The sequence below is a fragment of the Actinomadura meyerae genome (assembly GCF_900188445.1).
Lineage (GTDB): Bacteria > Actinomycetota > Actinomycetes > Streptosporangiales > Streptosporangiaceae > Spirillospora > Spirillospora meyerae.
In genome coordinates, this window is sequence record NZ_FZOR01000027.1 from 92,777 (window position 1) to 111,883 (window position 19,107).

Genomic DNA, 19,107 nt, shown 5'->3' on the forward strand with positions numbered 1-19,107 from the left:
TTGACCAGACCTGACATGTCGTGATTCGGTGCCACCTCCGACTGCGGCGTGCCAGATTTGCGTCCACGCATCCGAGAAGGGCGGCACCCACTACTTTTGTCGGGAGCCCTGCTGGTTTCGCGGGGAAGCGGTGCCCGTCCCGGCCGGCGGGCCAGGACCGCAGGCGTGGCAAAGCGGCGATAATGCGAGGTCTGAGCGATGCAGTGTCCGACGTGCGGTAATGACACGCCTGGGACGCTCGGCAAGTGTTCGCACTGCGCGGCGCCGATCGACGTGTACTCGGTCGGGCCCGCGGCCCCCCTCGCGGCGCCCGTCGCGGACCAGGCCCCGGGGGCCGGTGCCGCCGACGGGCTCGGCGACCGGACGATGATGGTGCCGCCGCCCACGCCGTCCTGGGCCCCCGAGCCCCAGCCGGCCGGCCTGCCGGACTTCCCGACACCGCAGAACGGCTCGCCGCAGGCTGCCACACCGCCGGCCGGCTCGCCGTACGCCGAACCGGCAGAGGCCGGTTACGCACAGGCCGGTTACGCACAGGGCGGTTCACCTCAGGCAGGGCACGCGCAGGCAGGGCATGCGCAGGCAGGGCATGCGCAGGCCGGGTCGGCGCAGGCAGGGTATGCGCAGGCAGGGCCGGGATTCGGCGGGCCGCAGTCGACGTCCCCCGAGCCGCCGGCGGGCGCCGCGGGCGCCTCGTCCGCTGCCCCCGCGTCCGGGCCCGCCGACCCCGAGGACACCGCCGCCTGGACGTTCAACCCGGAGGACGACGACTCGGGCTCCTACGGCACCGTTCCGCCGCCGCCCGCCTGGGGCGCCGGAGCGGGTCAGTCCGGGCAGCCGGCGCTGCCCGCGAGCGAGAAGCCGGCGCTGCCCTCGGGCGGAGCGAACCCGTTCGGCCTCGCCGACGCGCCCGAGCCGACCGAGTCGATCGTCCCGGAGTCGTGGTTCGCGCAGCCGCGCAAGCCGCAAGAGCCGGACGCCGACGCCACCCAGGTATGGGGCGGTCAGGCCGCGGCCGCGCAGCCGCCCGCGATGCCGGACGCCGATGCCACGCAGCTCGCCCCGGGGCCGATGCAGTCCGCGCCCATGAACCCCGGTTTCCAGGGCGGGTTCGGCGGCGACTTCGACCAGACCCGCCTGGACGGCGGCTCCCCCATGGGCGCCGCGCCGATGGGCCAGATGGGTCAGATGGGTCCCATGGGCCAACCCGGGATGGGCCAGCCCGGGATGGGCCAGCCGGGGATGGGCCAGCCCGGGATGGCGCCGATGGGCGGGATGGGGCCCGGCGGTCCCGAGTACGGCGGCTACCCGTCCCAGCAGCCGGGCGGCTCGAAGGGCGGCGGGCCGAGCAAGCCGCTCATCGCCGCCGTCGCGGCGCTGGTCACGGTCGCGGTCGGGGCCGTGGTGTTCGTGGTGTGGCCGTCCGGTGACAACTCGTCCGCCAGCACGACGCCGACCTCGACGCCGTCCAGCAAGCAGGTCGCGCAGAAGAACGCGATCCCGCCCGAGACGAAGCAGCAGGCCGCTGAGCTGAACGGGATCCTGGACGACAGCGTCGCCACCCGCCGGGTCCTCGCCGGGGCGCTCGGCCGGGCGGGCAAGTGCAAGACGCTGCCGCAGGCGATCCAGGGCTTCCAGCAGGTCGCGCAGCGTCGGCAGAACCAGCTCGGCCGCACCAAGAGCCTCAAGGTCGACAAGCTGGCGAACGGGGAGCGGCTGCGCGGCTCGCTGTCGGAGGCGCTGGACGCGTCCCTCCAGGTCGACCTGGTCCTGCTGCGGTGGGCGCAGGCGAACCAGCGCAAGTGCCACGGCAAGCCGAAGCCGAGCGCGGCGCACGTGCCCGGACGGGCGGCGCAGGAGCGGCGCGCGACCGCGGCGAAGAAGAAGTTCGTCGTCCTGTGGAACCCGGTCGCCAAGAAGACGGGGCAGCCGCAGCGCAGCTGGCTGCGCGTGTAACGGGCGGTGACGGCCGGTTACGGCCGGGTCTCGAAAGGGGACGAAGCGCCCCGGCTCCATGGTCGCGCGTTATCTTGTGACCGATCGTTTTCACGGGGGGCTGGGAGCCGTCATGCGGTGTCCGAACTGCGGGACCGACACAGCGTCGTCGTCGCCGGCGTGCATGCGCTGCAACGCCCCGCTGCCACCGGACGACGACGCGACCGCCCTCGACGCGACCGCCCGCGACCCGTTCGCCGGGCCCCCGCCCGGTGAGACGCCGAGCAGTGGCCCGTTCGGCGAGGTGCCCGTCCCGCGCGACCCGGTGCCGCCGCCGTGGGCCGCGCAGAGCCCCACCCCGTGGGAGCAGGGCGGCGACTTCACCACCCCGATGCCGCCGTCGGACGAGACCGAGCGGTCGACCCAGCTCTCCCCCGAGCCGTGGGCGTCGACGCAGCTCTCCCCGGAGCCGTGGGCCGAGCCGCCGATCTGGCAGCCGCCCCCGCCGCCGCGCCGGAGCAGGACCCCGTGGCTGCTGGGCGCGGCCGGAGCCGTCGTCCTCCTCAGCGTGGCGCTCGCGATCGTGCTGTGGCCGAGCGGCTCGGCCGGCCCGCGGCAGCCGTCGGCGGCGGTGCAGCAGTCCGCGCCGCAGGAGTCGGCGCCGGCGTCGGAGGGCACCGTGTCCGAGACCGGCGACGCCGGCGACGTCGACGCGCAGGCCGGAGCCGTGAACGAGCTGCTGGAGTCGATGGGCGCGACCCGCTCCTCGCTCGGCACGGTCGTCCAGGAGGGATGCACGACGAGCGGCCTGCAGCGCATCCTCGAGGAGCGGCGCGGCCAGCTGGAGAAGGCGCGCGAGCTGGAGGTCGGGGCGCTGCGGAACGGCACGCAGATGAAGGAGGCGCTGATCCGCGCCCTGGAGGCGTCGACCGCGTCGAACCAGCGCTACCTCGACGTCGCGCCCGGCTGCCCGTCCGACTCGGAGGTCGCGGACGTCAACCAGCGGGCGAGCAGCGCCAAGAGCGAGTTCATCGGGTACTGGACGCCGATCGCCGAGCAGGCGGGCCTGCCCGCCCGCACCGAGAGCGACATCTGATCCCGCCGCGGCGTCGCTGAGCCCGCCGCGGCGTCGCTGAGCCCGCCGGGCCTCGGGTGAGCGCGCGGAGGCGTCAGCCGCCCGCGCCGAGGGCGGCGCCGAGCGCGCCGACGGCCTCCGCGAGCACCGCCACCCCGGCGACGCGCCGGCCGAGGCGGGCGAGGGCGCCCTCGACGCGTTCGGGGTCGGGGTCGCCGGAGGCGGCCTCCTCGCGCACGTCGGCGAGGTCGCGGCGGGCCCGCGCGGGCTCGGCGAGTTCGCCCTCGTGCGCCGCCAGCAGCCGTTCGAGGCGGTCGAGCGCGGCCGCGACGTCCGCCGCCGGCCCGGCGGCGCCCGCCTGCTGGTACTGCGTGACGTTGTCGCCCGACGCGACCTGCCCGGACACGTTGGCGTTGCCGCCGATCCTGATGCCCCGGTCTCCGTGCTCGCTCATGGCGCCTCCGGTTGGAAGGTCAGGGGTTGCCGCGGCGGGCGCCGGTGCCCTGCCGCTGGTCGACGCGGCCGCCGGCGGCGACCTGCCCGTTGATCGTGCCGCCGGTCATGATGACGCCCTCGTTCATGATGACGCCGGCCTGCGCCCGGTACGCCGAGACGTCCAGCCCGCACTCGTCGCCCAGGTAGTCGAGCAGCGCCTCGTTGACGCGCCACTCGATCAGCCGGGTGTACTTGTCGGCGTCCATCTCCTGGACGTAGGTGTCGAACTCGTCGGCGGCGCACAGCTCCCGGACGCTGATCCGCGCGCCGTAGTCGTGCACGAGCCGCTGCGCCGACGACTGCGCGACGGTCGCGGCGATGAGGCTGCGCGCCATGGCCCAGCCGGTCGCGACGATGCGGACGGCGGGCAGCGCCATCGTGCGCAGCAGTCCGTGCCGCGCGCGCGTGAATGCGCGCAGCACCTGGCCCCCGGTGCCCCAGGCGGGCAGCAGGTCCACGACGCGGAACTCGCGCCGGACGGGCGGCAGCACGGTCGCGGCGAAGTGCCCATACAGCATCCGGCCCTCGACCGCCAGGTAGATGAAGGCCGTGAGGGAGATGTCCTGCTCCTCGGCGGGCGCGACGATCCGCCCGTCCCGGCCGAGCACCGCCTGCCCGTGGGCACCGACGGTGACGCGCTGGAAGCAGCGGACGTGCGACTGCGGATGCCGGATGAGCGCCTCGGCGGCCTCCGGCGTCGCCATCGAGAACGGGAGGCCGCTCGACGGGTCGATCAGCGGGTTCGGCGGCAGCGTGATCGCGGTCGCCGGGTCGGCCGGACGGCTGCGCCGCACGCTCTCCCCGCGCGCGGCGATGTGCATGCCGGTGAGCAGCGCGGTGATCCGCTCGTTCGGCGGCAGCGGATCGGCGCTCGCCCGGCCGGGCGGCCGCTCGTCCCGCATGGCGTGCAGCCGATCCCTGACCCGCAGGTGCATGGTCATCGGGTCGACGCGCGGCGGGGCGGCGTCCTTCGTCTCGTCCGCCGCGCCCTTGGTGAGGTCGACGGGGCCGGACGCGGGCCGGTCCAGTTCGAGGACGATCGACCAGGCCCGCGCCCACGGCGAGGTGAGGTCGCCCGCGCCGATGAACGGGTTCGTCCCCGAGTGCAGCGTCACGTTGCCGCGCTGCGCGGACCGGACGCGGGCGAGCACCCGCGACGCGCGCTCGCTGAACGTGCGCGGCGGCTCGGCGGTGGAGCCGGGCGCGAGGTCGCGCGCCAGCACCCCGTAGACGGCCGCGAGATGCCCGATGATCGTCAGGGCCAGCACCATGGTGAGGACGGCCAGGCTCGGGACGGCCAGATCCGTCTGGAGGAGCTCAAGGGGCCCTTCCGTCCGCTCCTGCTCGTAGCCGGTGAATCCGGACTCCTCGGCCCATTGCTCGCCCACGATGAGGAACACGACGCCGAACACCGCCCACGGGACCACCACGAACCCGACCCACGCCACGGCCACCCGCCACAGCCAGGGAAGCCTCCGCCACGGGACCGCCGCCAGGCCGGCCAGGAGCAGCAGGACGAAGAAGTACCCCACGGCGAGGAACTGCAGGAAGACGAGCGCGCCGAACCAGATCCCGCACAGGACCACGTCGCGGACGAGCCGGTAGCGGCGCGCCCGCAGCGCGTGCAGCAGCACCGGCTCGACGTCGAACCCGTAGGACGGGACGACGGCGCGGTTCTCGTCGTCCAGGAACTCGGCGATGACGCGGTCGCCGATCCGCTGGTCGAGGTAGACCGCGGCGCACAGGTAGCGGGTGGTGTTCTGCATCGGCTGCCGTGGCGCCTGCGCGCCGGGCTGCGCGTGGTAGAACGGCGGCGCGGCGCCGGGGGTCGCCTGCTCCACGGTCATGCGGACGAAATTATCCAGATCATGCCGCCGACACGTGAATAAGCACCGATTCGTGGCCATATGGCCACACTTGGTCACGACCCGTCGGGCTCTTCCGCGTCACGGGGCCGGCCGAGGAAGGGGAGCCCCGCCGACGGGTCCTCGAAGGGGTGGACGAAGCGCTCGTACCAGCTCAGCACGGGTTCGAGCCATTCGGCGACGCCCATCGTCCGGGCGACGTGGTCGATCTGCTCGTCCTCGTCGAAGCCGATCGCGACGACGGACAGGTCCTGGTAGAACCCCGCCTGGTCGTCGTCGCCGTACAGGGCCGTGAGCGCGATCGGCCGGTTGCGTGCCAGCTCCATCGACAGCGGATGGCGGCGCAGGGCCCGCAGCCGGTGGCCGAGCCTGGCGTCCGGCGGCTGCTTGAGCCCGGCGAGCGGGTAGTCGAGCGGCGGCGCGGGCGCGTGCTTGTCGGGGGCCCCGCCGCCGTAGGGGAACAGGCGGTCCAGCTCGTGCAGCCACTTGACCTGCGGGATCATCCACTGCGGCCCCGGCGCCCCGCCGGGCGCGGCACCGCCGAGGAGCCGCCCCGCGACCTCCGCCGCGGCGGCGGTGAGATCCGCCGGCGGGTAGGCCGACCGCAGCGACCGCGACCGCCGGGTCACGGCCCCTTCGAGCACGGTCGCGAGCGCGCACTCGCGCAGCCGCGGCGCCAGCCGCGACCAGCCCCGGCCCAGCTCCGCCGGGACGGCCGGCAGCGGCCGGTTGACCACGTGCGCCAGCACCAGCGTGTCGGCCCACAGCCGCAGCCACGCCCAGTCGGGACCGCTCGCGACGAGGTCGGCCTCGCGCAGCTCGAACAGCGTGCACGCGCGCCCGGACCGGCACTCGCAGCCGCAGGCGGCGGAGCGCCGTCCGTCCACCGGCGGCGGCGGACCGGGCAGCTCCGCCTCGCGCCCCTCGCCGAGCGGCACCCGGACGCGCAGCGGGCGGTCCATGCCGTCCGCGAACACCGCCGCGACCCCGGGCCGCAGCGACACCACCTCGCGCGACTGGTCGCCGTCGAGGTTCATCGCCGCGCCGACCTGCTGCCGGTCGTCGAAGGCGGGCAGCCGATGGACGACCTTCAGCGCCGTGTTCTTGATCACGTCCGGGACGAGCTTCGTCGGGATCTGCTCGGCGACGATGATCCCCTCGCCGTAGGCGCGGATCTCGGCGAGCATTCCGGCGAAGAGCTCGACCGCGTGCGAGCTGCCGCGCTCGGGCCCCCGGTTGCGGAGCAGCCGGTGCGCCTCCTCGATGACGATGACGTGCCGCAGCACCGACCCGGTCGCCCTGTCGCGCTTCCGCTCCCGCATCCGCAGGTGCTCGACGATGCGGATGATGAGCGTCCCCATGAGGAACGCCTTGTCCTCGTCGTTCGCGACGTCCTCGATGGCGAGCACGATGTTGTCGCGCAGCATCCCGCCGATGTCGGCCGGGTGCCCGCCCTCGAAGAACCGCCCGGCGGACCCGATGCGCAGCGACCGCAGCCGCACGTCGACGAACCCCTGCACGTCGGCCATCAGCTCGCGCCCGTACCCGACGTCCTGGATGACCTGGAGCGCCGCGTTCTGCAACTGCTCCAGCGTCGGCACCGCGGGCTCGATCAGCGACCCGGGCACGCCCGCGCCCGTCACCACGTCCCACCCGTTGTTCTCGTAGACGCGCTGGAGCGCCTGCGCCATGATCTGCGGGAACGGCTCCTCCGCGTCGAACGCGGCCTGGAACAGCGCCCGCACCATGTCGATGTGCGCCTGCACCGGATATCCCGGCTCCGGCGCGAGCGGATTCACCGACAGCGGCACCGAGACCGGATCGGACGGATTCACCACCGTCACCGGCCCGCCGAGGTCCTGGATGCGCCCCGCCATCGCCGCGTACTCCGACTTCGCCGGCTCGATGGCCAGCCAAGGGATGCCCGCCCGCGTGAGTTGCTCCAGCAGATGCCGAACGGTCTGCGACTTCCCGGCCCCCGTGGCCCCCGTCACGAACACGTGCCGGTTGATGGTCGAGCGGGGCACGGTGAACCGTCCGACCTCCCGGTCCTGACCGTCCAGGATGGCGCCCAGCTCGATCTGCGGCTCCCCGCCCTGCGGCTCGGTCTCGGACGTGACGTCGAAGTACCCGGCCTCCAGCACCCGCAGCCCGGGAACCTCCCTGCGCGGTAGCCCGGCCAGCGCCGCCAGCGCCCCCGCCGTCGCCACGAACGGGAACCGCTGCTCCGACTCCCCCATCGGCCGCACTGGCACGGGCGCCGTCCCCGGGCCGAGCATCTCGGCGAACGACCCGCTCCCGTGCCCGGACCTGAGCCGGTAGGGGTGGTGCCCGAGCTCCATCGACCCGACCAGCACGGGCGCGATCTGCCCCAGCTCGTCCTGCGACGCCGCCCCCGCCACCACCCGGACCTGCCACAGCCCGGCCTCACGGAACGCGTCCAGCTCGGCAAGCCGCTGATCGGCCCGCGCGACCGCGAGCCGCGCGTGCTCGTCCTCCCCCCTGCGGAGCATGCGCAGCTCGTGGTGGAGCTCCCGCATCTCCTCGTCGATCATCCGCTCGTCACAGGGATCGGCGACGACGAACCACCCGAACGGACGCTCCATCAACGTCACGAGCGTCGCCTCGAACAGGCCGGACCCGCCCTCGGCCCCCGGCGGCGCCAGCCGCCCGGCGCACCGCGTCCACGCCATCCGCTCCGCCTGCCGCAGCCACCCGTCCCCGATCGGCACACCCCGCGCCCCGCTCGGGAACAGCAGCCCGTGCGTCTCCACCCCGGGCTCGGGCGTCCCGATCGGCCCCGCGTTGGTGATCAGCTCCAGGGGCGCGCCCGCCCCCGCCGAAAGCCACCCCACCACGAACGGCCTGCCCCGCCGCGCCGCCGACAGCGCCGCGGGCAGCACGCTCACGAAATCCCACTCGGCCGACCCGTCCCGCTGCGGCGCCGGAATCGCCTGGATCCGGTACCAGGGCCCCGGCAGCACGAACGGCTCGGGCCTCGGCGGCGGCGGCCCGGCCCGCATCCCGGGCGGCGGCCCACCCGGCGGAACCCCGGCTGCCCCTCGATAGGGCGGCATGGACGGCATCCCAGGCGGCGGCGAACTCACCCCAGCATCCTGACGCCCCACCCCGCCCCACGCCACTGCCCCACCAAGAAACTCTCACGCCCGTCCACCCGTAGGCCGGGCAAGGTCCGCCGGCTAACGGGGAAGCGGCTCCAGACAGTCAGCGCTCTCCAGGAGGATCTGGATCCCCTGGCCTTCGCCCAGCGGCCGCACGCCCAGCGCGTCAGCGAAATCGGCGGCGAAGAAAGTCACGTACCCGGTGACCACATCTGGATCATAGAGAGAGGTTTATTCGGCGTCAGCGCTGATATGAGCAATCCACTACTCCCCGGCCTCGGCTTCCGGTGGGGCGGCCCAGGCGCGCCCATCTGCGCCCATGCAAGTATTCCTATCCCTTTGGTGCGGCGGAGGCACCGTTCAGGACCCGCAGTCCGGTACCACCCGACTCATTCTTTCAGTAGGCCCTCAATGCCGAGAATCTCGATCCCGAGCAGCTGGTTGTCAGCGGAGAGGTCGAAGATCACCTCGGATTCTCGACTCCTCAGTGTAAAGGACTCATTTTTTACCGACTCGCCCGGAAGGATATCGGTGGCGAGCTTGATGTAGAGTGCATCGACCTCCGTCGAGATCTTTACTTTGGCGTTCCGCTCTATGCTTTCGCTCAATTTCTCCCCGCAGAGACCACATGGCCGTTCGTGTTGAGGACGACCCAGATCTTCTTGGTTTTGTACTTCGTCGTGCCCGGCCTGTTGCCCCTGGTCTTCTTTCCGGTTCGCACCGTCTGTTCCACCATGTCCTCCGTCAGGCCGCGAGCCTCCATCTGGTCCCTGGCATGGCCCGAATAACTTCGTACACATCCGGCGTTGTGGACGAGGACTGCAACGCCCACTCCAACATGATAGGTGTGAGTGTTGGCGATGGTGAGGTTGTGGACGCGCTGGTGGTGCACGGCCAGATGTTCGACGTGGCTGATCTGGACGTAGGCGCCCCCGCTTGTGCGGAGCCACATGCCACGCTCGAGGTCGCCAGCCTCCACCCAGGCATTAATACCATCGGCGACCCAGAAGGGGTGGTGGGCGGTCGCGATGACGAGCCCGCTCCCAACTCTGTTGGCGGCGAGGAGTGTGGACGCCCCGTCCTTGGGTTCTTCGTCGGTCATCCAGCCGAGCGCGGGAGCGTCGGTGTCGATGGTGATCTGGACCAGGTTCTTTTCGCCCTTGCTGGTGATAGTACCCAGAACGGGTTGAGCTCGTGTCTCACCACTGACAGGGTCTGTGGCGAGGACCTTATCGCCGACCTCGATCTCTTCGATGGGTTTGCGGCTGCCGTCAGCCATGAGAACGGTCGTTCCGGGCACGAAGCTGCTCACCGGGCAGGAGCCGGAAGGCGTCTCCGCGGCGGGAGGTCTACCGTTCTTAGCGCCGCCGGACTGACCGTCGCCGCTGTTTGCTCCGCTTCGTCCACCAGATCGTCGGCCGCCGCCGTTGGCACCGGTGATTCCGCCATCTTTCCCGAAGCCGCCGAGGTCGACGAAGCTGCGCATCCCGACACCGAAGAATTCCAGGCCCGACATGCGTTCGCATGTGAATCCGCCGATCTGGCAGAGGAGATTCGCGAAGTTTCCCAGCCTGCCGAGGTCTCCGGGGAAGCAAGCTGTACCTTCGGTGGCGCACGTTGGCATGAGCTGGGGGTCCAGCGGTCCCAGAGTGCCCGCGTATTTCATGTAGACGCGCTGCATCATCCGCTGGAGGGCGGCGGTGTAAGCCATGGAGTTCCGGGCGTGGACGACAGTGTCGCCCCAACGAACGTGCACCGGCTTGTTGATAGATGAGGTGAAGCCCGGGGGAGGATCCCCGCAGTCGTGGCCGCAGCCTCCGGTCATCAGCGGCTTCTTGTGCCCGACCGGAACATAGCCGGCACCGCAGATGTCGGGTGGGCATTGCCCGTCGGGGTCGGCGTGTGTGACAGGGTTGTTGTTAGCGTAGGTGTAGCCGTTCATCTGCTGGGGGTCGGCCTGGTCCATGAGGGGGTCGACGGAGATGAAGCGGCCGGTGTCGGGGTCGTACTCGCGAGCGCCGAGGTGGGTGAGGCCGGTGGTGTCTCGGGTACCGCCCACGAAGCCCTTGTCGCCTGGCCAAGTGGCGTCCTCGTCCATGCCGCGGATTGATCCGAAGGGAGTGAGCCGACGGACTGTGCTCACCTGGGTGGCCGCGTTGACGGCGACCTGAGCCGTACCTTGATGGTCGCCCGTTAGGTAGGTGATGGTGCCGTCGGAGGTGCGCATGGCGACGGTCTGGCCGGCGAAATCGTAGTAGCGGGTGCCGGTGGCGGTGGTCGCACCGCTTAGGGTGTGTAGTTCGGTACCGTCAGGCAGGTAGAGCGTGGTCCCAGCGGGATCCTTGCGAATGAGGCGGTTGCCGTCCGCGTCGTAGATGTGGTTTTCGTCGTTGCCGTTTTCAGAGACTTTGGCCAGCTCGCCTTCGGTGTCCCAATCGAAGGTCTGAGTGCGGGTCGTGGGGCTGCCGTCGCTGGTTTGGACAGTGGCGGTGTTTCCGGTGGCGTCGTAGCCGTAGGTGTCGGTGCGGTTTCCGGTCGGGCCGGTCTGGGTGACTTGGGTGAGGCGGTTGCCTTGGCCGGCGGGTGCGTAGGTGTAGGTGCGGGTGGTGTCGGCGGTGCCGGCGATGCCGTGGCGGGTCTCGCCGGTGCGGTTCCCAGCCTTGTCGTAGGTGAAGCTGCGCCAGTACGGGGCTGGACCTCCAATGAGCGATGATGCCGGTTCGGACGCGCAGGCGTCGGTGCTGCCCTGGGTCCAGGCTTGGGTGAGGCGTTGGAGGTGGTCATAGGTGAAGCACTGGTTGTCGACGCCGTCGCGGGAGTTGTCCGTGATGGAGGTGATCCTGCCGGAGTCGGTGTAGTGGTAGGTCGCGTACCGATCGTCGCCGTCGATGCCCTCACGCAGCGTCTTGGCGGTGTCCAGGCGCTGGGCGCCGTACTGGTAGGTGAAGGTCTGCCATGCGCGTTTCGGCGCGGTCCCTAGTTCCAGGATGGAGACTTTTCCAGTGGGGGTGTAGACGGTGTCGTTGACGTAGGTGGCCTTGGTGCTGGCCATGCGGGTGGGCCGGAGCCAGGTGTCGTAGGTGTTGACCAGGGCTTCCAAGGGCAGTCCACCGGCGGCGGGCAGAGTGCTGCTCTGGATGGTGCCGTCGAGGTTGTAGTTCGTGGTGAACAGGTAGGTCCCGGCCAGCGCCCCTTGATGGGAGGGGATGGTGACGGCGGCGGCTTCCACGCGGCTGAGGGTGTCGTAGCCGTGGACCTGGTTGATGTACTGGGCACCGTCGTAATGGCGGATCGACTTGGCAAGCTTGCCCTTGCCCCGGGTGGCGGTGTCGTAGGTGTAGGAGGTCAGCAGCGGTCCGTCTGCGGCGCCTTCGTGGGTGGCCGTCTTGCGTCCGAGGCCGTCGTAGGTGGTGAAGATCTTCTTGCCGCGTGCGTCGGTGGTGGAGACCACGCGGTCGAGGTCGTCGTAGGTGAAGGTGCTGGTGCCCTTGTCAGGGTCGGTGGTCTGGATCTTGCGGCCGCGCACGTCGTAGGCGCTGGTAAAGGTGTTGCCGGACGGGTCGGTGACCGAGGCGATCTCCCCGGCCGGGGTGTAGGTGTAGGTCGTCGAGTCATAGTCCCCAGTGGGGGTGGCGGCCTTGTACTGGCGGCGTTCGATCACCTGACCGCGGGCGTCGACGAATTGCGAGCTGGGGGTGCCGCCGGTAGGCGGCGTGACCGAGGTGCGGTTGCCGCCGCCGTAGGAGTAGGTGGTGCGCCACAGCTCCTGCTCGGGCTGCGACCCGTTCCCCTTCATCGCCTTCTCGACGGTCTCGCGACCCAGGCCGTCGTACTCAGTGCGGGTCTGGGACTCGACGTTGCCGGGAGTCCCGACACCGAACAGGGCGGTCTCAGGAGCCCCCGCTGCGGGGTAAGCGGTGTAGGCCTTGACGATCTGGCCGCGCTCGTCGAAGAAGGAGTCCGTGATCAGGCGGCCGTCCGGGCTGGGGGCCTGGGTCTGGCGGGAGCGCAGCCACCCGTCCAGCAGCTCGATCTTCTCCACCCGCTGCCCGCCGGACGCCGTCAGCGCCTTGGTGGTGACCGCGACGATCTGCCCCTCGGCCACCTGGTAGCCGAACGCGTAATTCGGGTGGGGATTATTGGCCTTCGAGCGGTTGGGCAGCCACACCTGGACGAGCCGCCCCAGCCCGTCGTACACCAGGTCGGTCTGCAGCCCGTTGGCGTCGATGCTGCGGGTCGGTTCCCCCCACGCCGGGTCCAACTCTTCGGTGGTGGTCAAGGCTGTGGAGGCACTGCCCGGCGTGGCCGGCGGAGTAGTGGTCTGCTTCTTGGTCGTCAGACCTTGCGTGTCGGTGTAGACGGTGGTGGTGACCTGCCCCAGCGCGTTCTTCACCTGTGTGGCCCGGCCGAAGGAGTCGTAGGAGGTGGTGGCCTGAGTCACGTATTGCGGTGTGGCCCCGTCGTAACCGGAGAGTCGGTCAGCCTTGGTGATATCGCCCTTGGACGGGGCGGCACCGAAGCCGCCACTGTCGTAATAGGTACGCATGTCGGACACGACCTGTGCAGGCCGGTCGGGAGTGGCCGTGCAGGCGACCGACACGATCTCCACCCTTGACGGGAACGACACCATCCAGGCGCCGTTATCGTCCGCGTAGGAAATGCGAGTGCACCTGTCGTCGCTGCTGGTGCCGGTGTCACCGAGGTCGTTGGCCATGGTCTGTCGCCCGACGCCTGGGCCTGATGCGGTGTAGTCATTGTCGGTCTTGGTCTCGGTCCAGCCGCCGCCGTCCTTGGCCGTCCACGTATGGGTCGTGTCGACGGCGGTCACGTTCGCGGTGGTCGTGCCCCAGGAGCGGGTGCGGGACGCGGTCTGCACCCGCCACGGCGTGTTCACCGTCTTGGCGTGAATGCTCCCGCCCGGGGCGGTGTACTGGACGGTCTTGAGCGTGAACCCGGCGAGCGCGTCGTGGTCGGTGTAGGTGCCGCCTTCGCCGTCGGAGACGGTGACGCTCTTCTCCCCGCCGTCCTTGTTCTTCCGGTCCCCGTCCATCCCGCGCAGGTAGAACGTGTCGGTCTGGGCGGCCGGGTTGTCGAAGCCGCCCGTGAGGGTGCGGACCTGGCCGTACCCGCGCCACTGCGACCAGGTCTTGTTCTTCTCCTTGGTCAGCCCGTCATCGTCGTCGAAGTGCCACGCCGCGCCGCCCAGGTACTGGTACTTGGTCGCCATGTCCGGTGCCAGGCCGGTGCGGTCGGTCTGGATGACGGAGGTGACCACGTATTTGTGGAACCAGTCGGTGATGGGTTCCTCGCGGCCCGGTGGTGTCCAGATGACCGGCATGCAGCGGGTGGTGTTGGTCTCCGGCGTCGGCAGATCGCTCAATGAGCAGTCGGGGTCGGAGTAGGAAATGTCGATCTGCCCGCCGGACTCGTCGTAGATGGCGCCGAGCCGGTAGCGGATGTAGGCCAGGATGTCGTCGCCGGTCTTGTCCAGCCGATTCGGCAACTGGACATGGTTGAACGTCACCTTCGGCAACGTCACCGGATCGCCGCCATCGGTCGCGGCGTGACCGGTGTGGGTGATCTCCTTCAAAACCAGGTCGCGCTCGACGTCGGCCAGCTTCCACTCGTGGTCCAGCGCCCAGGAGTCCACCGGCCGGTAACCGGAGGCGTCCGGCTTGAGGATCTGCGTGGTGACCTTGGTCAGCCGCTTGCGGGACCAGAACGTCGGCGACAGGGTGCCGTGGGCGTCCTTGCATTCCTGGCCGGAGTTGCAGTTCAGGTCCCAGGGAACGTCCCACCACTTGTCGGGGTTGTCGCCGATCTTGGACGGGTCGCAGTCGAAATTCGCGTCCGGGATGCAGCGCTCGGAGGTGGTGAAGGTGACCTGCGCCGGCGCCTTGGCGAACAGCGCGTCCTTGCGCAGCCCGTAGGAGATCGTCTTCAGGTACCCGCCGCGGGTGTAGGGCGTCTCGTCGGCGGCCTTGAGGTTGCGGCCGTAGTGGTTGGTCTCGGTGCCGTAGGTGTAGTTGATCGCGTTCCCGGACGGGTCGACGACATAGTCGAGATTCCACCGGTACGCCTGCTGACACCACGAACCCGCGAACGACGAGTCATGGCACGGCTCGCCGGAGTCATCACCGAACACCGGGGACGTCCACGTCGAGTTCGTCTCCGGTTTCCCGGTCTCCCAACCGGGGAGGCGGTTCAACCCGAAGAAGTACTGGGTGCCGTCGGTCGTGGTGACCTTCCAGTACTCGCCGTTGTCGTCACCGTTGCCGGTCGCCGAACTGGTGAGCTTCTCGAACTTGGTGCCGTCGTCACCCTTTATCCGCCAGGAACCGTCGGAGGCCTTGATCAGCTCCCCGCCCTTGCCGTTCCACGTGACCGTCGCGTTGTCATAACCCCAGCACTGATCTCCTGGCGAAATACCCCACTCGTCCTTCGGGGCGCCATCGTCCTCACACGACTTGTAACGCCGCTCGATATACCCCGGCCACAGATCGAAGCCCTCGCCCACCCACGAGGGCTGCCCATTGCTGTTAGCGGTCTTGCCATCCACGCTCGCCGAGGAGTAGGAAATTTCTACCTTTGGGGTAAGCCCACCCGGTGTCGGTGGGACGCGCATCGGATACGACCAGGTGAAGTCGCCACTGTTTCCACCGGAGTTCCAAGTTGCCGACGCCTTCAGGGAAGTGGCCTTGTAGTCGCCTTGGGAGCTGTCGGAGTCAGCGGCTGCGACCAGCAGCGTCGCGTTCTGCCCGGCCGCCGCCGTCCGCGCACCGGAAGGGGCCGCCGGGGCGGCGTCCACCTCGGCGGTCAGGGTCTTGGCCGCCGCGTCGTTGTCGGTTGTCAACGGCTCGCCGGTGCGGCATTCGGGGGTGTCGGGCGTGGTCAAGGCGCATTGCGGCAGCTGGGTGAGGCGCAGCCGAGCGCCGTAGGCGCCACCGAATGCTTGCGCGAATGTGGAGTAGTCGAGCTGTACCTTTGCCCGGCCCGGGGTGCCGGCATCGGTGCGCGCCACCGTGAAGGCCAGACCGTCCACCCCGAGCCGCTGGGGGGTCTGCCGGTCGAGGACCTGCACACGCACTCGGTCCGCCGCCGGCACAGCCCGCGCAGCATGGGCTTGCTTCCCCGGCGCCAACACCCGCACGGGGAGCGTGCCCGCACGGGCACCGGAGCTCTTGGGGTCGGAGGGGACGGCGACCTCGGCGGCTCCCGGTTTCGGCCATGCGGCCCTGGCCGCGGGCCCGGGTTCGGCGGGGTCGGTCTTGCGGGGCCGGACCTTCAGGTCATGACCCGGCACCGGCTTCTCATGAGTGGCCGCCTTGGGGCGCTGGGAATGGGGCGGGTCGGCCAGCACCGGTGGCACCGACAGCAGCCCGGCCGGCATCGCCATCGCCACCACGGCCGCGACCACGGTCACGACCCTGCGCGATCCCAGTACCAGCCTCTTGCGGCCTGCGTTCACGACGTCCTCCATCGCCACCGCCCCATGGCCCGGGGCGCATTATGCGATCAGCAGAAGAGAAATCGGTTGGGGGGGCAGGGGCGGTCCGCCGCTCCGTACAGGGCGCAGCGGCGGACGCCGGGGCTAGGGGCCGTCGTCGGTGGGGAGTTCGACTCCGCCGGCCAGCATCTGGACCTGCTCGGTGGTCAGCGCGCCCTGGTAGGCCCAGATGTCATCCAGAGCATCAGTCCAGTACTCGGTGCCATCGGCCGCGCCGAACTTGGTACGGCCCACCTGCAACCCGCCGTTGCCCTCAGCCTTGAACCCGATCACCTGGTCCTGCTGGGACACACTCTCGGACGTCTGCTCCAGCTGCCCGTCCACATACAGGCTCACCCGATCGCGCAACGCGTCGTACACCACCGCCACATGCACCCAGTCCGCCACCACGAACCCCGAATGCGACGCCGACAGCGCACCCGCCGACCCGTCATCGGAGTTGTGCATCACGACCTGCCAGACGCCCTGCTCCTCAGGGTCTTCACCCGGCACATACCGCAACGCGAACGCATCCGTCGCCGCACCCGGCTGAGAGAACACCGTCGCCGGCTGCAACGGCCGGCCCGCGTTGCGGACCCATCCGGCGACCGTGAAGCTCTCGTTCGTCGTCACCACCGGATCGGCGGTCTCGGCGAACGCCTTCACCGCCGGGTCCAGCTTCAATCCCGCCTCCGAACCCCAGCCCTTGAACCCGGCCGCCGGATCGATGAACGCACCGTTGTGCAGCACCAGCCCCGGCCCCGCACCGTCCTTGGTCTCCCCTGCACCATCGGTGTTCAGCAGCCAGCGGGCCTTGAGCACCGGGTGCTGGGTGACCATCTCCTCGGCTTCGCGGTCGCCGACGATCCGGTCGTAGACCTGCACGTCGTCGATCTCGCCCGCCCAGTGGTCGACGGGGGCGCCGCCCCACTGGGAGCGTCCGATCTCCAGGCCGCCGGTCGCCTGCCAGCGGGACGTGACCTCGGCGCTGTCGGTGCCGCGTACACCGTTGACGTAGATCCGCAGGCGCTTGGAGACGTCGTCGTACACCCCGACCACGTGCGTCCACTCATCGGTCTGCGCAAGATCCTTGGAGGTGGCCTGGTACCAGCCTGCTTCATCGCTGTCATAGGCGGTGCGGGCGAACACCCACCGGCCTGTCGCCTCGACATACTTCAGGTAGAACGCACTCTTGGATTCCCCGCGCGCCGAGACCGCGGTGAAGTTGCGGCTGGGCGAGGTAGCGCTGCCATCGGCCTTCAACCACGCCGATACTGCGAAACTGCGCATGGTGTTGATGACGGGTCCCTCGGTCGCGGCGTACTGCTGGGCGGTGTTGTCCGTCTGCAGCGCGGTGTTCACCTGCCCGGGCGCGCCGAGCGTGGCGCCGTTGTGGAGGGTGGCCTTCCACGGCGCGGCCGAGCTGTAGACCACGGGTTTGCCCGCCGGTTCGTCCATGTTCCAGTCCGCCACCAGGCCCGTACCCGCAGGGACGGTGCCGCCGGCGAGTTGCTGGGCCTGCGAGTGGGACAAGGCCTGGTCGAACACCCGGACGTCGTCAATGGCTCCCGGCCAATTGTTGACGAAGAAACCGTTATAGAGGCTTCGACCGATCTGCAGTGGACCATGCGTTGCCAGCGGTGTGACGCCGTTCCCGGTCGCCTGGAGCTCACCGTCGACGTAGAGCCGCATCTGGGCCGCAGACTTGTCGTACACGCCGACCAGGTGACTCCACTCCCCCAGCGGAAGCGGGGTGTCGTCTACCGCCCACTGCCATGGTGTGCCGTCGGTGTTGTTGTCGACGGTGGGCCACTCGAAGATGGCCTCGCCCCCAGCGTGCATCCCTAGGACGAAGCCGCTTTGGTACGTCCCTGCTTGGGCGACGAGTTCCCCCTGGCGGTGCTCAGTCGGCTTGGCCCAGGCCGACACCGTGAAGCTCTGGGTGGTGTCGATGGCCGGCAGACTGCTCTCGGCGTACCCGGTCGTCCCGTCCAGTGTCAGCGCGGTGCCGTTCTTGCCCGCCCCGCCCAGGGTCGCCGCGCCGTGCAGCCATGCCGGCCGTCCCGGGCCGGAAGAGGTCACCTCGGTCGATCCGGCTCCCTCGTCCATCGTGAAGGTGGCAACCGGCTCGGTCCCCGTGTTCGCGCGGAATTCGTACGAGACCGTGGACCCGTTCTGGTTGGACGGGGCGAAGGCCTGCACGGTCAGCACGTTGGGGCCCGAGCGGGTTGGCGCGATCTGCACCTGCCGGGGCGCACCGGCCGTGGTGGTCACCGTGCGGGCCGGTTCGTCGTTGAGAGTGACGACGTACCGGTCGGCGACACCTTCGGAGTCGGAGATGGTGAACGTGCCCGCCTGGCCGACCCCGCCATGCCAGTTGTCATCGGCCGGATAGTCGGTGGACGTGATGGTCGGCTTGGCCGGGACTGCGGGGTCGTAGATGAAGTAGCAGCCGGTTTGGGCGCCGTCGTAGGACCAGGGCCCCCACTGCTCGCCGTCCCAGGCCCGCACACCCCAGCCGATCTTGGTGCGCTGCGGGATCGTGGACGGCAAAGTGACCGAGAAGCGGCTGCCGGAGGTCTTGGCCGGAGTGAGCGACGAGGTCCACTTGGGGCCCCAGTCCGACCCATCGGCATTGTTGGCCCAATGCAGCGTGAACTGGCCCTGCACCTTGTTCTTGTCCTCGGTGTCGGGATCCTTCAAATACGCATACACCGTGGAGATGTCGTTGACGGTCTGCTGCTGCCCGCTGGGCAGGCACTTGGTGCCCGGGTTGGCGAACATGGTGTCGGTATCGGGCTGCGACGGCGGATTGTTGTACTGCACCTTCAAATACGCGTCATCAGCGAACCGCTTCCACCAGTCCATCGTCGACTCGCTGTAAGCCCGCAACCCCAACGTGATCGTCGAATTCCCGGCATTCACCGCGCTCTGCACATGCGACCGCAACTTGGACCCGCCGAACTCCACCGGCGTCTTGGAACAGTACGCCACATCCCGCGAAGTCAGATGCTCCAACCACACCGACGAAGTATTGGTGTTGTTCCACGTCGCATACGACTTCAACGCCGTCGTCCGCCACAACTGCACCGACGTCGGATTACTGCAGTTGTACGCACTGGTCTCAAACGC

9 protein-coding genes are annotated in these 19,107 nt (G+C 69.9%); 2 read left to right on the top strand and 7 right to left on the bottom strand.

The features are described 5' to 3' along the window. Nucleotides 1–198 precede the first annotated feature (198 nt). Both CHF16_RS25465 and CHF16_RS25470 read left to right on the top strand, forming a co-directional pair. The gene (locus tag CHF16_RS25465; RefSeq protein WP_143228111.1) at nt 199–1,953 is read left to right on the top strand and encodes a hypothetical protein; all 1,755 of its coding nucleotides are present in this window, start codon (nt 199–201) and stop codon (nt 1,951–1,953) included. Nucleotides 1,954–2,116: 163 nt separating this feature from the next. After that, on the top strand, nt 2,117–3,028 hold the full coding sequence (locus CHF16_RS25470) for a hypothetical protein (RefSeq protein ID WP_089328660.1): 912 nt from the start codon (nt 2,117–2,119) through the stop codon (nt 3,026–3,028). 73 nt (nt 3,029–3,101) lie between these two features. Here CHF16_RS25470 and CHF16_RS25475 read toward each other — a convergent pair whose 3' ends face one another. From CHF16_RS25475 to CHF16_RS25500, 7 genes are all read right to left on the bottom strand, one after another. After that, a complete protein-coding gene (locus tag CHF16_RS25475) occupies nt 3,102–3,461 on the bottom strand; it encodes a DUF5955 family protein (protein WP_089328661.1) in 360 nt (119 codons plus the stop codon). 19 nt (nt 3,462–3,480) lie between these two features. Continuing rightward, complete coding sequence (locus tag CHF16_RS25480) at nt 3,481–5,349, bottom strand: hypothetical protein (protein ID WP_089328662.1); 1,869 nt, start codon at nt 5,347–5,349, stop codon at nt 3,481–3,483. A 74-nt stretch (nt 5,350–5,423) separates the two neighbouring features. Further along, nucleotides 5,424–8,444, bottom strand: a complete 3,021-nt coding sequence (locus CHF16_RS25485) for an ATP-binding protein (RefSeq protein ID WP_245869204.1) — start codon at nt 8,442–8,444, stop codon at nt 5,424–5,426. 123 nt (nt 8,445–8,567) lie between these two features. Next, nucleotides 8,568–8,699 (bottom strand): hypothetical protein, encoded by a 132-nt coding sequence (locus tag CHF16_RS41935; RefSeq protein WP_281259394.1) that lies wholly within the window; start codon nt 8,697–8,699, stop codon nt 8,568–8,570. Between the two features lie 179 nt (nt 8,700–8,878). After that, on the bottom strand, nt 8,879–9,097 hold the full coding sequence (locus CHF16_RS40445; RefSeq protein ID WP_179271693.1) for a DUF2283 domain-containing protein: 219 nt from the start codon (nt 9,095–9,097) through the stop codon (nt 8,879–8,881). Beyond that, nucleotides 9,094–15,969 (bottom strand): RHS repeat-associated core domain-containing protein, encoded by a 6,876-nt coding sequence (locus CHF16_RS25495; protein ID WP_143228112.1) that lies wholly within the window; start codon nt 15,967–15,969, stop codon nt 9,094–9,096. The genes CHF16_RS40445 and CHF16_RS25495 overlap by 4 nt, the downstream gene beginning before the upstream one ends. Before the next feature lie 111 nt (nt 15,970–16,080). After that, nucleotides 16,081–18,999 carry a LamG domain-containing protein gene (locus tag CHF16_RS25500; RefSeq protein WP_089328666.1) on the bottom strand — a complete coding sequence of 973 codons (2,919 nt, stop codon included), beginning with the start codon at nt 18,997–18,999 and terminating at the stop codon, nt 16,081–16,083. Nucleotides 19,000–19,107: the final 108 nt, after the last annotated feature.